The following is a 15,230-nucleotide window of genomic DNA, read 5'->3' as shown; positions in this document are numbered from 1 at the left end:
GAGCACTTTCACCGATGACCATCTGGCAAGACCTCCTCGACAAGGCGCAATCCGTGCAGTCCCGCGAAATCGCGGAATTGTTCGAAAAGGACAATCGCGCGTCCGGTTTCAGCCGCGAAACCGGGCCATTCCTGTTCGATTTCTCCAAGACCAACATCGACTCGGAAACGCTCGACCTGCTGGTGAAGCTGGCCGAGGAGAAGGGCGTCGCGGCCCGCGCGGAAGCGATGTTCACCGGTGAGAAAATCAACGACACGGAAGGCCGCGCGGTGCTGCATACCGCGCTGCGCAATCTCGACACGGAAGTGTTCGTCGATGGCGAGAACGTCATGCCCGAGGTCCGCGCAACCTATGCCCGTATGGAAGCGTTCGCCCGCGACGTTCGCGAGGGCAAGTTCAAGGGGGAGGGCGGAAAGATCACCGATGTGGTCAATATCGGCATCGGCGGCTCGGACCTTGGCCCGGCGATGGCGACGCTGGCGCTTGCGCCTTATCACGACGGTCCCCGCTGCCATTTCGTGTCCAATGTGGACGGGGCGCATATCCATGACACGCTGGCCGGCCTGAGCCCGGAAACGACGCTGGTGATCGTCGCCTCCAAGACCTTCACCACGATCGAGACGATGACCAACGCCGAGACGGCAAAGCGCTGGATGGCCGAGAAGGTCGCGGACCCGGCGCAGCAATTCGCAGCGCTCTCGACCGCTGCCGACAAAACCGCCGCCTTCGGCATCGACGAGGCACGCGTCTTCGGGTTCGCCGATTGGGTTGGCGGGCGCTATTCGATGTGGGGGCCGATCGGGCTGTCGCTGATGATTGCGATCGGGCCGGAGGATTTCGCAGATTTCCTCAAAGGCGCCGCTAAGATGGATGCCCATTTCCGCGCCGCCGATTACAAGGACAACCTGCCGGTTCTGCTGGCGCTGGTGGGTATCTGGCACAACCAGTTCTGCGACTACGCCACCCGCGCGGTTCTGCCCTATGATCAAAGGCTTGTGCGGCTGCCGGCCTATCTTCAGCAACTGGAGATGGAGAGCAACGGCAAGCGCGTGAGCATGGATGGCAAGAACCTGCCTTACAATTCGGGCCCCGTCGTCTGGGGCGAGCCGGGCACCAACGGCCAGCACGCATTCTACCAGCTGATTCACCAGGGTACGCGGGTCATTCCCTGCGAATTCATGGTCGCGGCCGAGGGGCATGAGCCCGATCTGGCGCATCAGCACATGTTGCTCGTGGCCAACTGCCTTGCCCAATCCGAGGCGCTGATGCGGGGCCGCTCGCTGGCCGAGGCGACCGAAATCATGCGCAAGAAAGGCTTCGAGGGCGATGAGCTGGACCGTCAGGCGCGGCACCGCGTCTTCCCGGGCTCGCGGCCATCGACGACGCTGCTCTATCCGAAACTGACCCCCGAGGTCTTCGGCGGGATCGTCGCGCTTTACGAGCATCGCGTCTTCGTCGAGGGCGTGATCCTCGGCATCAACAGCTTCGACCAATGGGGCGTGGAGTTGGGCAAGGAACTGGCGCTTGCGCTTGCGCCGGTGCTCAAAGGCGAGGATGCGGGAGAGGGCAAGGACGGCTCGACCCGGCAGCTTGTCGCCCGGGTCCAGTCGCTGCGCGGCTGATCCAAACGTGTTCGGCGGTCCCGCCTGCGGGCGGAACCGCGTCGGTTATCCTTCCGTTCATCTTGCAGGCCGGGACGCTCCACCCGCCAAGGTTCGAGTGAAGGATTTTCGCGATGATCGAGAAGATGGAAGATGGACCCGAAGGCGTCGCGGCACTCCGCGCGTCGGGCACCGTTCTCAAGCATGACGTGACCGAGGCGATGCGCCTCGTAGGCACGGCGGACCGGGTGATGGTCGTCGTCGCGCCGCGCTTCGATGGCTACATGGCCGAACTGATCGGCGGGCTGCGCCAAAGCTGCGAAGACGGTCAGGCCGGGCGCTGCGCGCTGGTCGTGCCGGAGGATATGCGCTCCGAGGCGGATTTGCAGGGCGAGGGCGGCGCGTTCCGCATCTTTACCGTGCAGGCGGAGGCGGAACGCTGGCTCGGCTCTTAGCGCAGGCCGATTTCCGAGAGCGCCACGGCGAGCTCGCGGGGCAGAGCCTCTTCGCGGGCACGGCCTTTGGGCAGATCGCGGGGTGCATCCTCGGGGCTGAGATAACGCCAGCCCTGGAAGGGGCGACGCGACAGGGCCTCTGTCCGGATCACCTCGCGGTCGAGCACGATGGCGCAGCGCGCGATCCCGTCCGCGCCCATCACCTCGGACAGTTCCAGAATGCGCTGGCGCGCCAGCACCGCGCCCTTGAAGACCCAGTACAGCGACCCGCCGTTGAGGATTTCGTCCGCGCGTTTCGGCCACATGCGCGTGACATGCATCGCCGGCCCTTTGCCATAACGGCTGGCCTGCCACGCGATCAGGTCTTCGACCTTCTCGGCACCGACGCACAGTTTTATCAGATTCACCACTTTGTCACCCATGCCCCTTAACTAGGATTTCGTTCCCGCGACGGCAATGTCCGATTTGCGTCTGGTCATGCGAAGAGGCCTTAGGTATAGTGTCAGCCCGCCCCCGACGCACGATATGCGGCGGGGGCTTTCGATTTCTGACCTCACTCGAACTGCTGCCACGAGGACCTCATGAGCCGTTTTGCCGCCCCGATTGCCGAACAGATCTGGGACATGAAATACCGCCTGAAAGAGCAGGACGGGACCCCGATCGACGCCACCGTGGAAGACAGTTGGCGGCGTATCGCGCGCGCCTTGGCCGAGGTCGAGGATAAGCCCGCGAAATGGGAAGAGAAATTCTACGGCGCGCTGGAAGATTTCAAATATCTCCCCGCCGGCCGGATCGCCGCAGGTGCCGGCACGGGCCGCGCCGTGACACTGTTCAACTGTTTCGTCATGGGCACGATCCCCGACAACATGGGCGGCATCTTCGACATGCTCAAGGAAGCCGCGCTGACGATGCAGCAGGGCGGGGGAATCGGCTACGACTTCTCGACCATCCGTCCGCGCGGGGCCGAGGTGAAGGGTGTCGCCGCCGATGCCTCCGGCCCGCTGAGCTTCATGGATGTCTGGGATGCGATGTGCCGCACCATCATGTCGGCGGGCTCGCGCCGTGGCGCGATGATGGCGACGATGCGCTGCGATCACCCCGATATCGAGAGCTTCATCACCGCCAAGCAGGATTCGGCCCGTCTGCGAATGTTCAACCTGTCCGTGCTGGTGACCGACGCGTTCATGGAGGCCGTGAAGGCGGATGGTCCGTGGGATCTGAAATACGGCGACAAGGTCTATCACACTCTGAACGCCCGCGATCTGTGGAACAAGATCATGCGCGCAACCTATGACTACGCCGAGCCGGGCGTGATCTTCATCGACCGCATCAACAAGATGAACAACCTCAACTATGTCGAGCAGATCGCCGCGACCAACCCCTGCGGCGAGCAGCCCCTGCCACCCTATGGCGCCTGCCTGCTGGGCTCGATCAACCTCGCGCGGCTGGTGACGAACCCGTTCGAGGCGGATGCCGGGCTGGATCCCGAGCAGCTCGACGAGATGGTGCGCCTTGCGATCCGCATGATGGACAACGTGGTCGACGCCTCGCGCTTCCCGCTGGAGCAGCAGCGCGAAGAGGCGCAGAACAAGCGCCGCATCGGGCTGGGTGTGACCGGTCTGGCCGACGCGCTCCTGATGCTGGGCCTGCGCTATGGCTCGGAAGAGGCCGCGGCACAAACCGAAGCCTGGATGAAGCAGATCGCGCGGGCGAGCTATCTCGCCTCGGTCGATCTCGCGAAGGAGAAGGGGCCGTTCCCGCTGTTCGACGCCGAGAAATACCTCGCCTCGGGCAACATGATGCAGATGGATGACGACGTGCGCGAAGCGATCCGCGAGCACGGCATCCGCAATGCGCTGCTGACCTCCATCGCGCCCACGGGCACGATCTCGCTCTACGCGGGCAACGTCTCCAGCGGCATCGAGCCGGTCTTCGCCTATGCCTACAAGCGCAAGGTGCTTCAGCCCGACGGTTCGCGCACCGAGGAAGAAGTGGTCGATTACGCGGTGCAGATGTGGCGCGACAAGTTCGGAGACAAACCGCTGCCCGACTATTTCGTCAATGCCCAGACGCTCGCGCCGATGGACCACGTCCGGATGCAGGCGGCGGCGCAGAAATGGATCGACAGCTCGATCTCCAAGACCATCAACTGCCCCGAGGATATCCCCTTCGAGGCGTTCAAATCGGTCTATATGGAAGCTTGGGACACCGGCTGCAAAGGCTGCACCACCTACCGTCCGAACGACGTCACCGGCTCGGTTCTCAGCGTTTCCGAGAAGTCCGAAGACGCGCCGGAAGTCGATGAGGGCGCCGATGTGGTCTACCTGACCGAGCCGCTGGACCGTCCCGCGGCGCTCGAAGGCTCGACCTACAAGATCAAGTGGCCGGGCTCGGAGCACGCGATCTACATCACGATTAACGACATCGTCCAAGGCGGCCATCGCCGTCCCTTCGAGGTCTTCATCAACTCCAAGAACATGGAGCATTTCGCCTGGACCGTGGCGCTGACCCGGATGATCTCGGCGGTGTTCCGGCGCGGTGGCGATGTCTCCTTCGTGGTCGAGGAGCTGAAAGCCGTGTTCGATCCGCGCGGTGGCGCTTGGATGCAGGGCAAATACATCCCCTCCATGCTCGCGGCGATCGGCGGCGTCATCGAGCGTCACATGATCTCCATCGGCTTCCTCGAAGGCGAGGGCATGGGCCTGAAATCCGACCCCGAGGCCGACCGTATGGCCATCGGCGAAGCCCCCCGCGGCAAGGCCTGCCCGTCCTGCGGCTCCTACGCCCTCCGGATGGTCGAAGGCTGCATGACCTGCGCCGATTGCGGCCATTCGAAATGTGGCTGAGCTGATCCGGCCATTGATATGAAAAGATCTGCCCCTGACCGTCTGGTCAGGGGCTTTTCTGTTCCAGCGGTTTACGATCTTCGATCTGATTTCATTCGCTGGATCGGCATCAATCCAGCGTCTGCCGGTAGCGCAGCAGCGAGATGACGATGATCGCCACGCCGATGATCAGGATCGCGCGCAGGTCGCCGGTGATGTCGGCCAGGTGGGCGCCTTTGAGCATCACCTTGCGCACGATCCGCAGGAAATGCGTGGCCGGGATCGCCGCGCCGATTACCTGTGCCCAGCCGGGCATGCCTGCATAGGGGAACATGAAACCCGAGAGCAGGATCGTGGGCAGGATCGTCATGAAGCTCGCCTGCATCGCCTGCATCTGGGTGCGCACGAGGGTCGAGATCAGGAAGCCGAGGGCGAGGTTCACCACGATGTAGAGGTTGAAGCCGATGAAGAAGGCCAGACCCGATCCGAGGAACGGCACCCCGAACAGAAGCTTCCCGGCGATCAGGAACACTATGGTCTGGATGTAGCCGATCACAACATAGGGCAGGATCTTGCCCAGCATCACCTCGAGCGGTCGGACTGGTGTAGCGATCAGGGTCTCCATCGTGCCGCGCTCCGTCTCTCGTACGATCGCGATGGCCGTGATCAGCACCATGGTCATCGCGAGGATCACGGCGATCAGCCCCGGCACGATGTTCAGGGAGGTTTCGCCTGCCGGGTTGAATTGCTTGTGCACGACGACCGAGAACGGCGGCGACTGCCCTGCGACCGGGGCGAGGGGGCCCTCGAACGTTTGCTTCACCGCGGTGTCGACGATCCCCGACAGGGCGCCTACGGCCGTCCCCACCGCCGTCGGGTCGGAGGCATCGGCGCTGACCAGCAGCTTCGGCGAGAGGCCCCGCACGATGTCGCGTTCGAAATTGGGCGGAATGACCACGACGAAATTCGCGGTGCCGTCGCGAAGCGCGCGATCACCCTCTTCGGCGCTGGTCACGATGCCCTCGAATTTGAAGTAATCCGAGGTTTCCATGCCTGACAGCACCGCGCGCGCCACCGGACTCTCGTCGGCCATCTCGATCAGGGTCGGCAGGTGATGCGGGTCGGAATTGATGATGTAGCCGAACATGATCAGCTGCAGGATCGGGATGCCGATCATCATCGCGAAGGTCATCCGGTCGCGCCGCATCTGGATGAATTCCTTGTAGAGCACCGCTCCGAAACGCGACAGAGAGAACCAGCTCATGCGGAGGGGCCTCCGTTGACACCGAAATTGTCGGCCGCTGTCGCCATCAGGTAGATGAAGACCTCTTCAAGCTCGGCCTCTTTCTTCTCCCATTTGCGTGCGTCGTTTTCGTTCCGCTTTTCAGCGACGACCGCGTCAAGCCCGGCGCTGTCGGTCGAGGAGACATGAAGCTGGGCGCCGAACCGCGCCACCTGTTCGACCCTGGGATCGGCGCGCAGATCGTCTTCTAGCTGGATCAGATCGCGGCCGGAGACCCGCCAGGTGGTCAGGCCGACCTGATGGGGGATCTCGGCCGCCGGCCCGTCGATCAGCTTCTTCCCGTAGGCGATATAGGCGATGTAGTCGCATTGCACCGCCTCATCCATGTAATGCGTCGAGACCAGCACCGTGACGCCCTGCTTGCTGAGCTGGCGGATCTCGTCCCAGAAGTCGCGTCGCGCCTTCGGGTCGACCCCGGCGGTGGGTTCGTCGAGCAAGAGGAGCGCGGGTTTGTGCTGCATGCACGCAGCCAGCGCGAGGCGCTGTTTCCAGCCCCCCGACAGCGTGCCTGCCAACTGCTTGCCGCGCCCCTCGAGGCCGAGCGTGCGCAACGTCTCGTCCACCACCTTCTTGCGGTTTTTCACCCGATACATCCGCGCCATGAAATCGAGGTTCTCGCGGATCGTCAGATCGCCATAGAGCGAGAACTTCTGCGTCATGTAGCCGACGTTTTCCTTGATCAGGCGCGCGTCCTTGCGGATGTCGTAGCCAAGGGTGTGACCTTCGCCACCATCGGGGGTGAGCAGGGCGCACATCATCCGGATCGTGGTGGTCTTGCCCGAACCGTTGGGTCCGATAAAGCCGTAGATCGCGCCTTTCGGCACCGACATGTCCACCGCGTCCACGACCTTCTTGCCACCATAGATTTTCGTCAGCCCGCGCACCTCGATCGCGGGCTCGGTCTCGGAGATCGCAGCCGGCGTCGTGGTCATTTCACTCGCCTCAGGCTGACCGGCTGGCCGGGCAGGAGCGTCGCGCCCGCAGGAATGCGCGCCTCGGCGCGGAACACGAGCCGCGACCGTTCTTCGCGGGAATAGATGATTGGCGGCGTGTATTGCGGCTCGGAAGCCATCTTGCTGATCGTCACCTTGATGCCGGTGTCACAGCCGTCGCATTCCATCTCCAGCTGATCGCCGAGCGCAAAGTCGGCGCGCTCGGCCTCGGGCAGGAAGAACAGGACCTTGAGCGCGTTTGGCGGCAGGATCGACAGCACGGGCGCCCCCGCTGCGGCCACTTCCCCGGCCTTGTAATAGACCGTCTCGATCCGCCCCTCCACCGGCGCGGCGACCGTCATGTCATCGAGTTGCGACCGCGCGAGATCGGCATCGGCCTGTGCTGCCTCGAGGGTTTTCTGGGCAGCCAGAAGCTGTGCGCTGCGCGCGGGCAGGGCGGCCACTTCGAGCTGTGCCTTGAGTTGGGCGACCTGCGCCTCGGCCTCTTCGAGCGCAGCGCGGTCGACATCCACCTTGGCCTGCGCGACGATCTCGCGGGCGAACAGATCTTCGGTGCGCTTCAAAGCGGATTCCGCGAGATTGCGATGCGCGATGGCCTGTTCCAGCGAGGCCTTGATTACCTCGATCTCCGGGTCGCGAGAGCCGGTTTCGAGGTTGTTCAGATTGGCGCTTGCGGTCCCGATCTTGGCTTCGGCGGCGCGGACCGCAGCCTGCTGCTTGGTCGAATCCATGTCGAACAGGAACTGGTCGGCCTTCACGGTGTCGCCTTCCACCACCGCCAGCGTCTTGATGCGTCCGGTGACTGACGGGGCGACGTAGACGTATTCGCCTTCGACATAGCCCGAGTAATGCGGCACCGGGGCGTCCCCGTAGCCGGGAATGATCGCGGCGAGCAGTGCGCTGATCCAGGCGAGGATGGTATCAAGCATCGGTCGAACCTTCTGTGGACAGGAAAACGCCGTGGAACAGGATATCGAGGTGGTTCTCGATCAACTGGTCGATCGCGAGCCCCCCCTCCGGCACGACGTTGAAGATTTCCGCAAGCAAGAGATGCACGACGATCGGACCGATGACCGAGCGCAGGGTCAGTTCGGGATCGACCGGGCGTAGTTGGCCTGACGCGATGCCCTGCCGCACCATTTCAGTCGCTGCGGGCAGGACGTGGTCGAACACCTCGCGCCGATACATCGCGGCGATCTCGGGGGCGACGACGGCTTCGCGGATCACGACCTTGGGGATCGCCAACACCTTCGGGTCCGAAAGCGAGGTCGCGATCAGCGAGAACAGCGCGCGCAACGTGCCGCGCGCGTCGTCGGAGCTCAGCTCGACAAGGGCTTGCGCCCGCGCGGCGATCGGAGAGACAGCCCGCCGCACCAAGCCTTCGAGAATGGCCTGTTTCGAGGGGAAATAGAGGTAGACCGCCCCCTTGGAGAGCCCTGCGGTCTTGGCGATCTGGGCCACGGACGTATGAGCGTATCCCTTCTCTTCGAAGAGCGTGAGGGCCGCGTCGAGCACCTCGTCGGGCCGCGCCTCGGCGCGACGGCGGAATTTGGGCTCGGGCGAGTCGGAGGTCGTCATGAAAGGAAAGTAACTGACCGGTCAGTCAGTAGCAATAACCTTGAATACTTCCTCGCCGGTTCAATGCAGTCCGCGAAAGAGTAGGGCTCGCTGCCGGCCACGGCCGGTTTCTTCAAGATCAAGAAGAAGCTCCCGCGCATCCTCGAGGAGCTTGACCTGACCTGAGAGCGGTGGCCATCGCGCCTGCCCTTGCCGATCATCGCCGAGTGATCGCTTCGCAGTTGAATTTTCCTAGTCATCTCAAAGCTTTTGGGCTACGATTCCATTCAGACCCGGAAAACGGGCGTATTCGAGGCAGTAACGGCAGTATAGCCCATGACAGAAATGGCATTCGGCACCGTCCCCGTGCGGGTCGGTGAACCCGTCTTACCGAAATGGTGGCGCACGATCGACAAATGGGCGCTCGGCGCCGTTTTGGCGTTGTTCGGCCTTGGCATGCTTCTGGGGCTCGCAGCCTCGGTGCCGCTGGCAGAGCGCAACGGACTCGAGCCCTTCTATTACGTGAAACGACAGGCGGCCTTCGGCGTGTTGGCGCTGTGCGTGATGCTGGGCATCTCGATGCTCGATCCGAAACAGGTGCGCAGGCTCGGCGTGATCGGCTTCGTGGGCGCGTTCATCGCGGTGATGTTGCTGCCGGTGCTGGGTACCGATTTCGGCAAGGGCGCGGTGCGCTGGTATTCCTTCGGCTTCGCCTCGATCCAGCCCTCCGAATTCCTCAAGCCCGGTTTCGTCATCATCACCGGCTGGTTCATGGCTGCAGCGCATGAGGTCGGCGGGCCGAAGGGGCGGCTCTATTCCTTCCTGCTGATGGTGATCATCGTCGTGGCGCTCGCGCTGCAGCCCGACTTCGGTCAGGCCTCGCTGGTGCTCTTCGCCTGGTCGGTGATGTATTTCATCTCGGGCGCGCCGATCGCGCTGCTGACGGGGATCGGGGCGATGACCGTCGCAGGCGGCTTCTTCGCCTATAACTTCTCGGAACACTTCGCGCGCCGGATCAACGGGTTCCTGTCGACGGATGTCGACCCGCGCACCCAGATCGGCTACGCGACGAACGCCATCCAGGAGGGCGGATTCTTCGGCGTGGGCGTCGGGCAGGGGTCGGTGAAATGGTCGCTGCCCGATGCGCATACCGACTTCATCATCGCGGTCGCCGCCGAGGAATACGGCCTCATCCTTGTCCTCGTCATCATCGCGCTCTACGCGACGGTCGTGATCCGGTCGCTGCTGCGCCTGATGCGCGAGCGCGACCCGTTCACCCGGCTCGCAGGCGCGGGTCTGGCATGCGCCTTCGGCGTTCAGGCGATCATCAACATGGGCGTCGCGGTGCGCCTTCTGCCCGCGAAAGGCATGACTTTGCCGTTCGTCAGTTACGGGGGCTCTTCGGTCATTGCTTCGGGGATTGCGGTGGGTATGTTGCTCGCGCTGACTCGGACCCGGCCGCAGGGGCAGATTTCGGATATTCTCGCCCGGCGCGGTCGCTAAAACCCTCAGGAGGGGGACATGGCCAAGGACACGACCCCGCTACTGCTGATCGCCGCTGGCGGCACCGGCGGGCACATGTTCCCCGCACAGGCGCTGGCCGAGGCGATGGTGCGCCGGGGCTGGCGCGTCAAGCTATCCACGGATGCGCGCGGCGCGCGCTACGCGGGCGGCTTTCCCCATACGGTGACGGTGGAGCAGATCGCCTCGGCGACCTTCGCGCGCGGCGGGGCGCTCGGCAAGCTGGGCGTGCCCTTCAAGATCGCGGGCGGTGTGGCCTCGGCCATCCGCAAGAACCTGTCGGACAAGCCGTCGGTGGTCGTGGGTTTCGGCGGCTATCCGACGATCCCGGCGCTGTCCTCGGCGGTCGCGCTCGGCATTCCGCGTGCGATCCACGAACAGAACGGCATCATGGGCAAGGTGAACCGCGTCTTCGCCAAGAGGGTGAACCGCTTCGCCTGCGGCACCTGGCCGACCGATCTGCCCGAGGGCGTGCAGGGCGAGCACACGGGCAATCCGGTGCGGGCTTCCGTACTGGAGCGTGCGGGGGCTGCCTATATTCCACCGGGCGATTACCCGATGTCGGTCCTCGTGATCGGCGGCTCGCAGGGCGCGCGCATCCTGTCTGACACGGTTCCGGCCGCGATGGCGAGCCTGCCCGAAGCCGCTCGCGCCAATCTGCGCGTCTCCCATCAGGCGCGCCCCGAAGATCTCGACCGGGTCGTGGCCGCCTATGAGGCTGCAGGCATCACCGCCGAGGTCGAACCTTTCTTCAACGACGTGCCGCGCCGCCTCAGCGAATGTCAGCTGGTGATCTCGCGCGCGGGCGCATCATCGGTCGCGGATATCTCCGTCATCGGGCGGCCCGCGATCCTGATCCCATATGCCGCCGCCGCTGGCGATCACCAAGCGGCCAATGCGCGCGGTCTCGCGAAGACCGGCGGCGCGATCACCATCCCCGAAAGCCAGCTCTCGGCAGAGAGCCTCGCGGATCAAATTTCACTGGTGCTGGACAACCCCGAGGGCGCGCTGCAGATGTCGCGCGCGGCCCTCTCCTACGGGGTGCCGGACGCCACCGAGCGGCTTGTCGCCCTCGTCGAAGACCTAGCAGGAAAGACTCAATGAACGCGACCAAACTGCCCGGAGAACTCGGCCCCATCCATTTCGTCGGTATCGGCGGGATTGGCATGTCCGGCATCGCCGAAGTACTGATGACGCAGGGCTTCACGGTTCAGGGCTCGGATGCGAAATCCTCGAAAATCACCGACCGCCTGGCCACGCTGGGCGCGACCATCTTCGAAGGCCAGCGCGCCGAGAATATCGGGGAGGCTGGAGTCGTGGTGATCTCCACCGCGATCAAGCCGGGCAATCCCGAGCTGGAAGAAGCGCGCCGCCGCGGTCTTCCGGTCGTGCGCCGCGCCGAGATGCTGGCCGAGCTGATGCGCCTGAAATCGAACATCGCGATCGGCGGTACCCACGGCAAGACGACGACCACGACACTGGTCGCGACGCTTCTGGACAAGGGCAATTTCGACCCGACCGTGATCAATGGCGGGATCATCCACGCCTATGGCTCGAATGCGCGCGCAGGCGCGGGCGAGTGGATGGTGGTGGAGGCCGACGAAAGCGACGGCTCGTTCAACCGTCTGCCCGCGACCATCGCCATCGTGACCAATATCGACCCCGAGCATATGGAGCACTGGGGGTCCTTCGACGCGCTGCGCAAGGGCTTCTACGATTTCGTTTCGAACATCCCGTTCTACGGGTTGGCTGTCTGCTGCACCGATCATCCAGAGGTGCAGACGCTGGTCGGCAAGCTCAATGACCGCCGCGTCGTGACTTTCGGCTTCAACGCGCAGGCCGATATCCGCGCGATCAACCTGCATTACGAGGCGGGCGTCGCGCATTTCGACATTGCGCTGCAGGGCGAAGAGGGCAAGCCGGTGATCGAGGGCTGTACGCTGCCGATGCCGGGCGATCATAACGTCTCGAACGCGCTGGCCGCCGTCGCGGTGGCGCGCCACCTCGGGATGAAGATGGGCGAGATCAAGGAGGCGCTTGCGGGCTTCGGCGGTGTGAACCGGCGCTTCACCAAGGTGGGCGACGTGCTAGGCGGGGTGACGATCATCGACGATTACGGTCACCACCCGGTCGAGATCGCCGCGGTGCTGAAAGCGGCGCGTCAGGCGGTGAAGCCCGGTGCGCGTGTGATCGCGGTCCACCAGCCGCACCGATATTCGCGTCTGCATTCGCTGTTCGACGATTTCTGCACCTGTTTCAACGAGGCCGATGTGGTCGCCATCGCCGAGGTCTTCTCGGCGGGCGAGGAGCCGATCGAGGGGGCGACGCGCGACGATCTGGTCGCCGGTCTGATCGCGCATGGTCACCGTCATGCTCGTGCCATCTTGTCGGAAGATGATCTGGCCCGGCTGGTGCGTGAACAGGCGCGTCCCGGCGATATCGTCGTCTGCCTCGGGGCGGGGACGATCTCGACCTGGGCGAACAACCTGCCTGCGAAGCTGGGGGGCTGAGCAGGCGCCGGGGTGACCCGGCACGACATCCAAAAGGCTTGCGGCGCTGCCACGTCGTCTCATGTGGGCAAGGAAAGCCGCGCTATGCGTGACGAGGCGCATCTGAAACGTCGATTGGGTCCGTGGCTGATGACCGGCTACGGGGTCGGCGTCATGGTGGGCGCGGGTATCTACGTGCTGGTCGGCGCGGTCGCCGCGCAGGCAGGGATCTGGGCGCCGCTGGCCTTCGTGCTTGCGGGGCTGATCGCGGCCCCCTCGGCGCTTTCCTATGCCGAACTCTCTTCGCGCATCCCCGAAGCCGCCGGGGAGGCGGCCTATGTCGAGGAAGGGCTGCGCAGCCATGCGCTGGCTCTGATCGTGGGTCTGGGCATTGTCGTGGCAGGCACGGTCTCCGCGGCGGCGGTGCTGCGCGGTGGGGCGGGGTACATGACGCTGCTGGTGCCGTTGCCGGTCGAGGGCGTGATGATCGCCTTCGGGCTGGCGCTGATCGGCGTCGCATGCCTCGGCGTGCTCGAATCCGTCGGTCTCGCCGCGGCGCTGACGCTGGTCGAGGTGGTCGGGCTCGCGCTGGTCATCTGGGCGGGGCTCTCCGCCGATCCGAGCCCCGATCTCATGCCGCTGCCCGCGCCGCACTGGGCCGGGATCGCGGCGGCCGCCTCGCTCGCTTTCTTCGCCTTCATTGGTTTCGAGGACATGGTGAACATGTCCGAGGAGATGCGCGACCCCATCCGTGACATGCCGCGCGCGATCCTCGCCGCGCTCGCGATCACCGCCGTTCTGTATCTGACCGTGAGCTATGCCGCCGTGCGTGCGGTGCCGCTGGCCGATCTCGCCCGCTCCGAACAGCCGCTGGCGCTGGTTTGGCAATCGGCGGGGCACGCGCCCGGAATCCTCGCCGCGATCGCGGTGGCGGCGGCGCTGAACGGGGTGCTCGCGCAGGTGGTGATGGCGGCGCGCGTGCTGTTCGGTCTCGGTCGCCGCAGCCCCGCGCTTTCGGTTTTTCATCAGGCGCATCCGCGCTTTGGCACGCCGGTTCTCGCGACACTTCTTTGCGGCGTGGCGATGATTGCGCTTGCGCTCGCCGCCCCGGTCGAGCAATTGGCCGGTATTACCTCGAAGGTGCTTCTGGGCGTCTTCCTTCTTGTTAACTTGTCGCTCGTCGCGCTGAAAAGCCGGTCCGACTATGCGCCGTTCAAGGTGCCGATGGCGGTTCCGGTGGTGGGCGCATTGGTCGCCGGAGCGGCCCTGATTGCAGCCTTGGGAGGTTTCTCATGACCGTCTCGCTCTTTCTCGCTTGTGTCTGGGCGCTCATAGCCACGCTGATCGCGATGGGGCCGCGGCGGTTTCATTGGCCGGGCGCGTGGGGGCTGATCGCGGTGGGGGTGCCGCTGGTCGGCTGGGTGACCTATCAGAACGGTCCGATCTGGGGGCTGCTGGTCATGGCGGGCGGGATGTCCGTGCTGCGCTGGCCGGTCATTTTCCTCGTCCGGGCGCTGCGCGGCACGCGCGACACCGCTGAGTGAGCTCACGATCGCTTGCTTCGCCCCGCGCGCGAGGCTACGAAACGCGCCATGACCGATTGCCCCTCGACCTATACTCCGCGCGGCGCTCTGACGCCGAACCGTCCGCTTGACTCGCTGACCTGGCTTCGCGTGGGCGGCCCGGCCGACTGGCTGTTCCAGCCTGCCGACGAGGATGACCTTGCCGCCTTCCTGAAAGGCCTGCCCGAAGAGATCGCGGTCTTCCCGATGGGCGTCGGCTCGAACCTGATCGTGCGTGATGGCGGTCTGCGCGCGGTGGTGATCCGCATGGGGCGCGGTTTCAACGGCATCGCCTGCGAGGGCGAGACCGTCACCGCAGGTGCGGCGGCGCTGGACGCCCATGTCGCGCGCAAAGCTGCGCAGGCGGGGCTCGATCTGACCTTCCTGCGCACGATCCCCGGGGCGATTGGTGGCGCAGTGCGGATGAACGCGGGCTGCTACGGCAGTTACGTGGCCGACCACCTGATCGAAGCGCGTGCGATCACGCGGGCAGGGCAGCGGGTCACGCTCACGCCCGCCGATCTGAACTTCGCCTATCGTCAGAGCGATCTGCCCGAGGGCTGGGTGCTGACGGGCGCGACTTTCCGCGCCGAACCCGGCGATCCGGCGGCGCTCGAGGCGCATATGGCTGAACAGCTGGCCAAGCGCGACGCGACCCAACCCACCAAGGAGCGCACCGCCGGATCGACCTTCCGCAACCCGGCGGGCTTTTCCTCGACGGGACGCGCCGATGACACGCATGAGTTGAAGGCGTGGAAGGTCATCGACGACGCCGGCATGCGCGGCGCGCGCATCGGCGGCGCGCAAATGTCGGAAAAACACAGTAACTTTCTGATCAACACTGGCGGGGCGACCGCGGCCGATCTCGAAAATCTCGGGGAAGAGGTGCGCAAAAAGGTTGTGCAATCGAGCGGAATTTCGCTAGAGTGGGAAATCATGCGTGTAGGAGAATTCGAGGCATAAG

At 64.7% G+C, this 15,230-nt stretch carries 14 protein-coding genes; 9 read left to right on the top strand and 5 right to left on the bottom strand.

Annotated elements, in window-relative coordinates; all coding sequences use genetic code 11:
• The first annotated feature begins 14 nt into the window (after positions 1 to 14).
• Entirely contained in the window at positions 15 to 1,622 is a 1,608-nt protein-coding gene (gene pgi, locus B6V72_RS13890; RefSeq protein WP_088735828.1) for a glucose-6-phosphate isomerase, read from the top strand.
• 113 nt (positions 1,623 to 1,735) lie between these two features.
• Positions 1,736 to 2,056, top strand: a complete 321-nt coding sequence (locus tag B6V72_RS13885) for a hypothetical protein (RefSeq protein WP_088735827.1) — start codon at positions 1,736 to 1,738, stop codon at positions 2,054 to 2,056.
• Here B6V72_RS13885 and B6V72_RS13880 read toward each other — a convergent pair.
• Complete coding sequence (locus B6V72_RS13880) at positions 2,053 to 2,478, bottom strand: DUF1489 domain-containing protein (RefSeq protein ID WP_075775615.1); 426 nt, start codon at positions 2,476 to 2,478, stop codon at positions 2,053 to 2,055. The genes B6V72_RS13885 and B6V72_RS13880 overlap by 4 nt on opposite strands.
• A gap of 159 nt (positions 2,479 to 2,637) precedes the next feature.
• On the opposite strand from B6V72_RS13880, the gene B6V72_RS13875 reads away from it, so the two are divergent.
• Positions 2,638 to 4,902, top strand: coding sequence for an adenosylcobalamin-dependent ribonucleoside-diphosphate reductase (locus tag B6V72_RS13875; protein WP_075775614.1), 2,265 nt, complete (start codon positions 2,638 to 2,640; stop codon positions 4,900 to 4,902).
• 109 nt (positions 4,903 to 5,011) lie between these two features.
• On the opposite strand, the gene B6V72_RS13870 is transcribed toward B6V72_RS13875, so the two are convergent.
• Genes B6V72_RS13870 through B6V72_RS13855 form a run of 4 tightly spaced genes read right to left on the bottom strand, consistent with a single transcriptional unit; the run spans position 5,012 to position 8,715 of the window.
• Positions 5,012 to 6,145 (bottom strand): ABC transporter permease, encoded by a 1,134-nt coding sequence (locus B6V72_RS13870; protein WP_088735826.1) that lies wholly within the window; start codon positions 6,143 to 6,145, stop codon positions 5,012 to 5,014.
• Entirely contained in the window at positions 6,142 to 7,116 is a 975-nt protein-coding gene (locus B6V72_RS13865; protein WP_088735825.1) for an ABC transporter ATP-binding protein, read from the bottom strand. Before B6V72_RS13865 ends, B6V72_RS13870 begins: the two co-directional genes overlap by 4 nt.
• A complete protein-coding gene (locus B6V72_RS13860) occupies positions 7,113 to 8,066 on the bottom strand; it encodes an HlyD family efflux transporter periplasmic adaptor subunit (protein WP_075775611.1) in 954 nt (317 codons plus the stop codon). Before B6V72_RS13860 ends, B6V72_RS13865 begins: the two co-directional genes overlap by 4 nt.
• Complete coding sequence (locus tag B6V72_RS13855) at positions 8,059 to 8,715, bottom strand: TetR/AcrR family transcriptional regulator (protein WP_075775610.1); 657 nt, start codon at positions 8,713 to 8,715, stop codon at positions 8,059 to 8,061. The genes B6V72_RS13860 and B6V72_RS13855 overlap by 8 nt, the downstream gene beginning before the upstream one ends.
• Positions 8,716 to 9,030: 315 nt before the next feature.
• Between B6V72_RS13855 and B6V72_RS13845 the strand changes: the two genes are divergently transcribed.
• The 6 genes from B6V72_RS13845 to murB all read left to right on the top strand — a co-directional run bounded on the left by B6V72_RS13845 (position 9,031) and on the right by murB (position 15,229).
• Positions 9,031 to 10,197, top strand: coding sequence for a putative peptidoglycan glycosyltransferase FtsW (locus tag B6V72_RS13845; protein ID WP_075775608.1), 1,167 nt, complete (start codon positions 9,031 to 9,033; stop codon positions 10,195 to 10,197).
• Positions 10,198 to 10,215: 18 nt separating this feature from the next.
• Positions 10,216 to 11,319 carry a UDP-N-acetylglucosamine--N-acetylmuramyl-(pentapeptide) pyrophosphoryl-undecaprenol N-acetylglucosamine transferase gene (locus B6V72_RS13840; protein ID WP_088735823.1) on the top strand — a complete coding sequence of 368 codons (1,104 nt, stop codon included), beginning with the start codon at positions 10,216 to 10,218 and terminating at the stop codon, positions 11,317 to 11,319.
• Positions 11,316 to 12,725, top strand: a complete 1,410-nt coding sequence (murC, locus tag B6V72_RS13835) for a UDP-N-acetylmuramate--L-alanine ligase (RefSeq protein WP_075775606.1) — start codon at positions 11,316 to 11,318, stop codon at positions 12,723 to 12,725. The genes B6V72_RS13840 and murC overlap by 4 nt, the downstream gene beginning before the upstream one ends.
• A gap of 84 nt (positions 12,726 to 12,809) precedes the next feature.
• Positions 12,810 to 14,000 carry an APC family permease gene (locus tag B6V72_RS13830; RefSeq protein WP_088735822.1) on the top strand — a complete coding sequence of 397 codons (1,191 nt, stop codon included), beginning with the start codon at positions 12,810 to 12,812 and terminating at the stop codon, positions 13,998 to 14,000.
• The gene (locus tag B6V72_RS13825; protein WP_075775604.1) at positions 13,997 to 14,248 is read left to right on the top strand and encodes a DUF2484 family protein; all 252 of its coding nucleotides are present in this window, start codon (positions 13,997 to 13,999) and stop codon (positions 14,246 to 14,248) included. Before B6V72_RS13830 ends, B6V72_RS13825 begins: the two co-directional genes overlap by 4 nt.
• 48 nt (positions 14,249 to 14,296) lie before the next feature.
• Positions 14,297 to 15,229 carry a UDP-N-acetylmuramate dehydrogenase gene (gene murB, locus B6V72_RS13820; RefSeq protein ID WP_075775603.1) on the top strand — a complete coding sequence of 311 codons (933 nt, stop codon included), beginning with the start codon at positions 14,297 to 14,299 and terminating at the stop codon, positions 15,227 to 15,229.
• Position 15,230: the final 1 nt, after the last annotated feature.

Origin of the sequence: Thioclava sp. F34-6 (assembly GCF_002213235.1) — a bacterium.
Lineage (GTDB): Bacteria > Pseudomonadota > Alphaproteobacteria > Rhodobacterales > Rhodobacteraceae > Thioclava > Thioclava nitratireducens.
The sequence above is the reverse complement of the archived record's forward strand: the minus strand, read 5'-3'. Positions and strand labels throughout refer to the sequence as shown.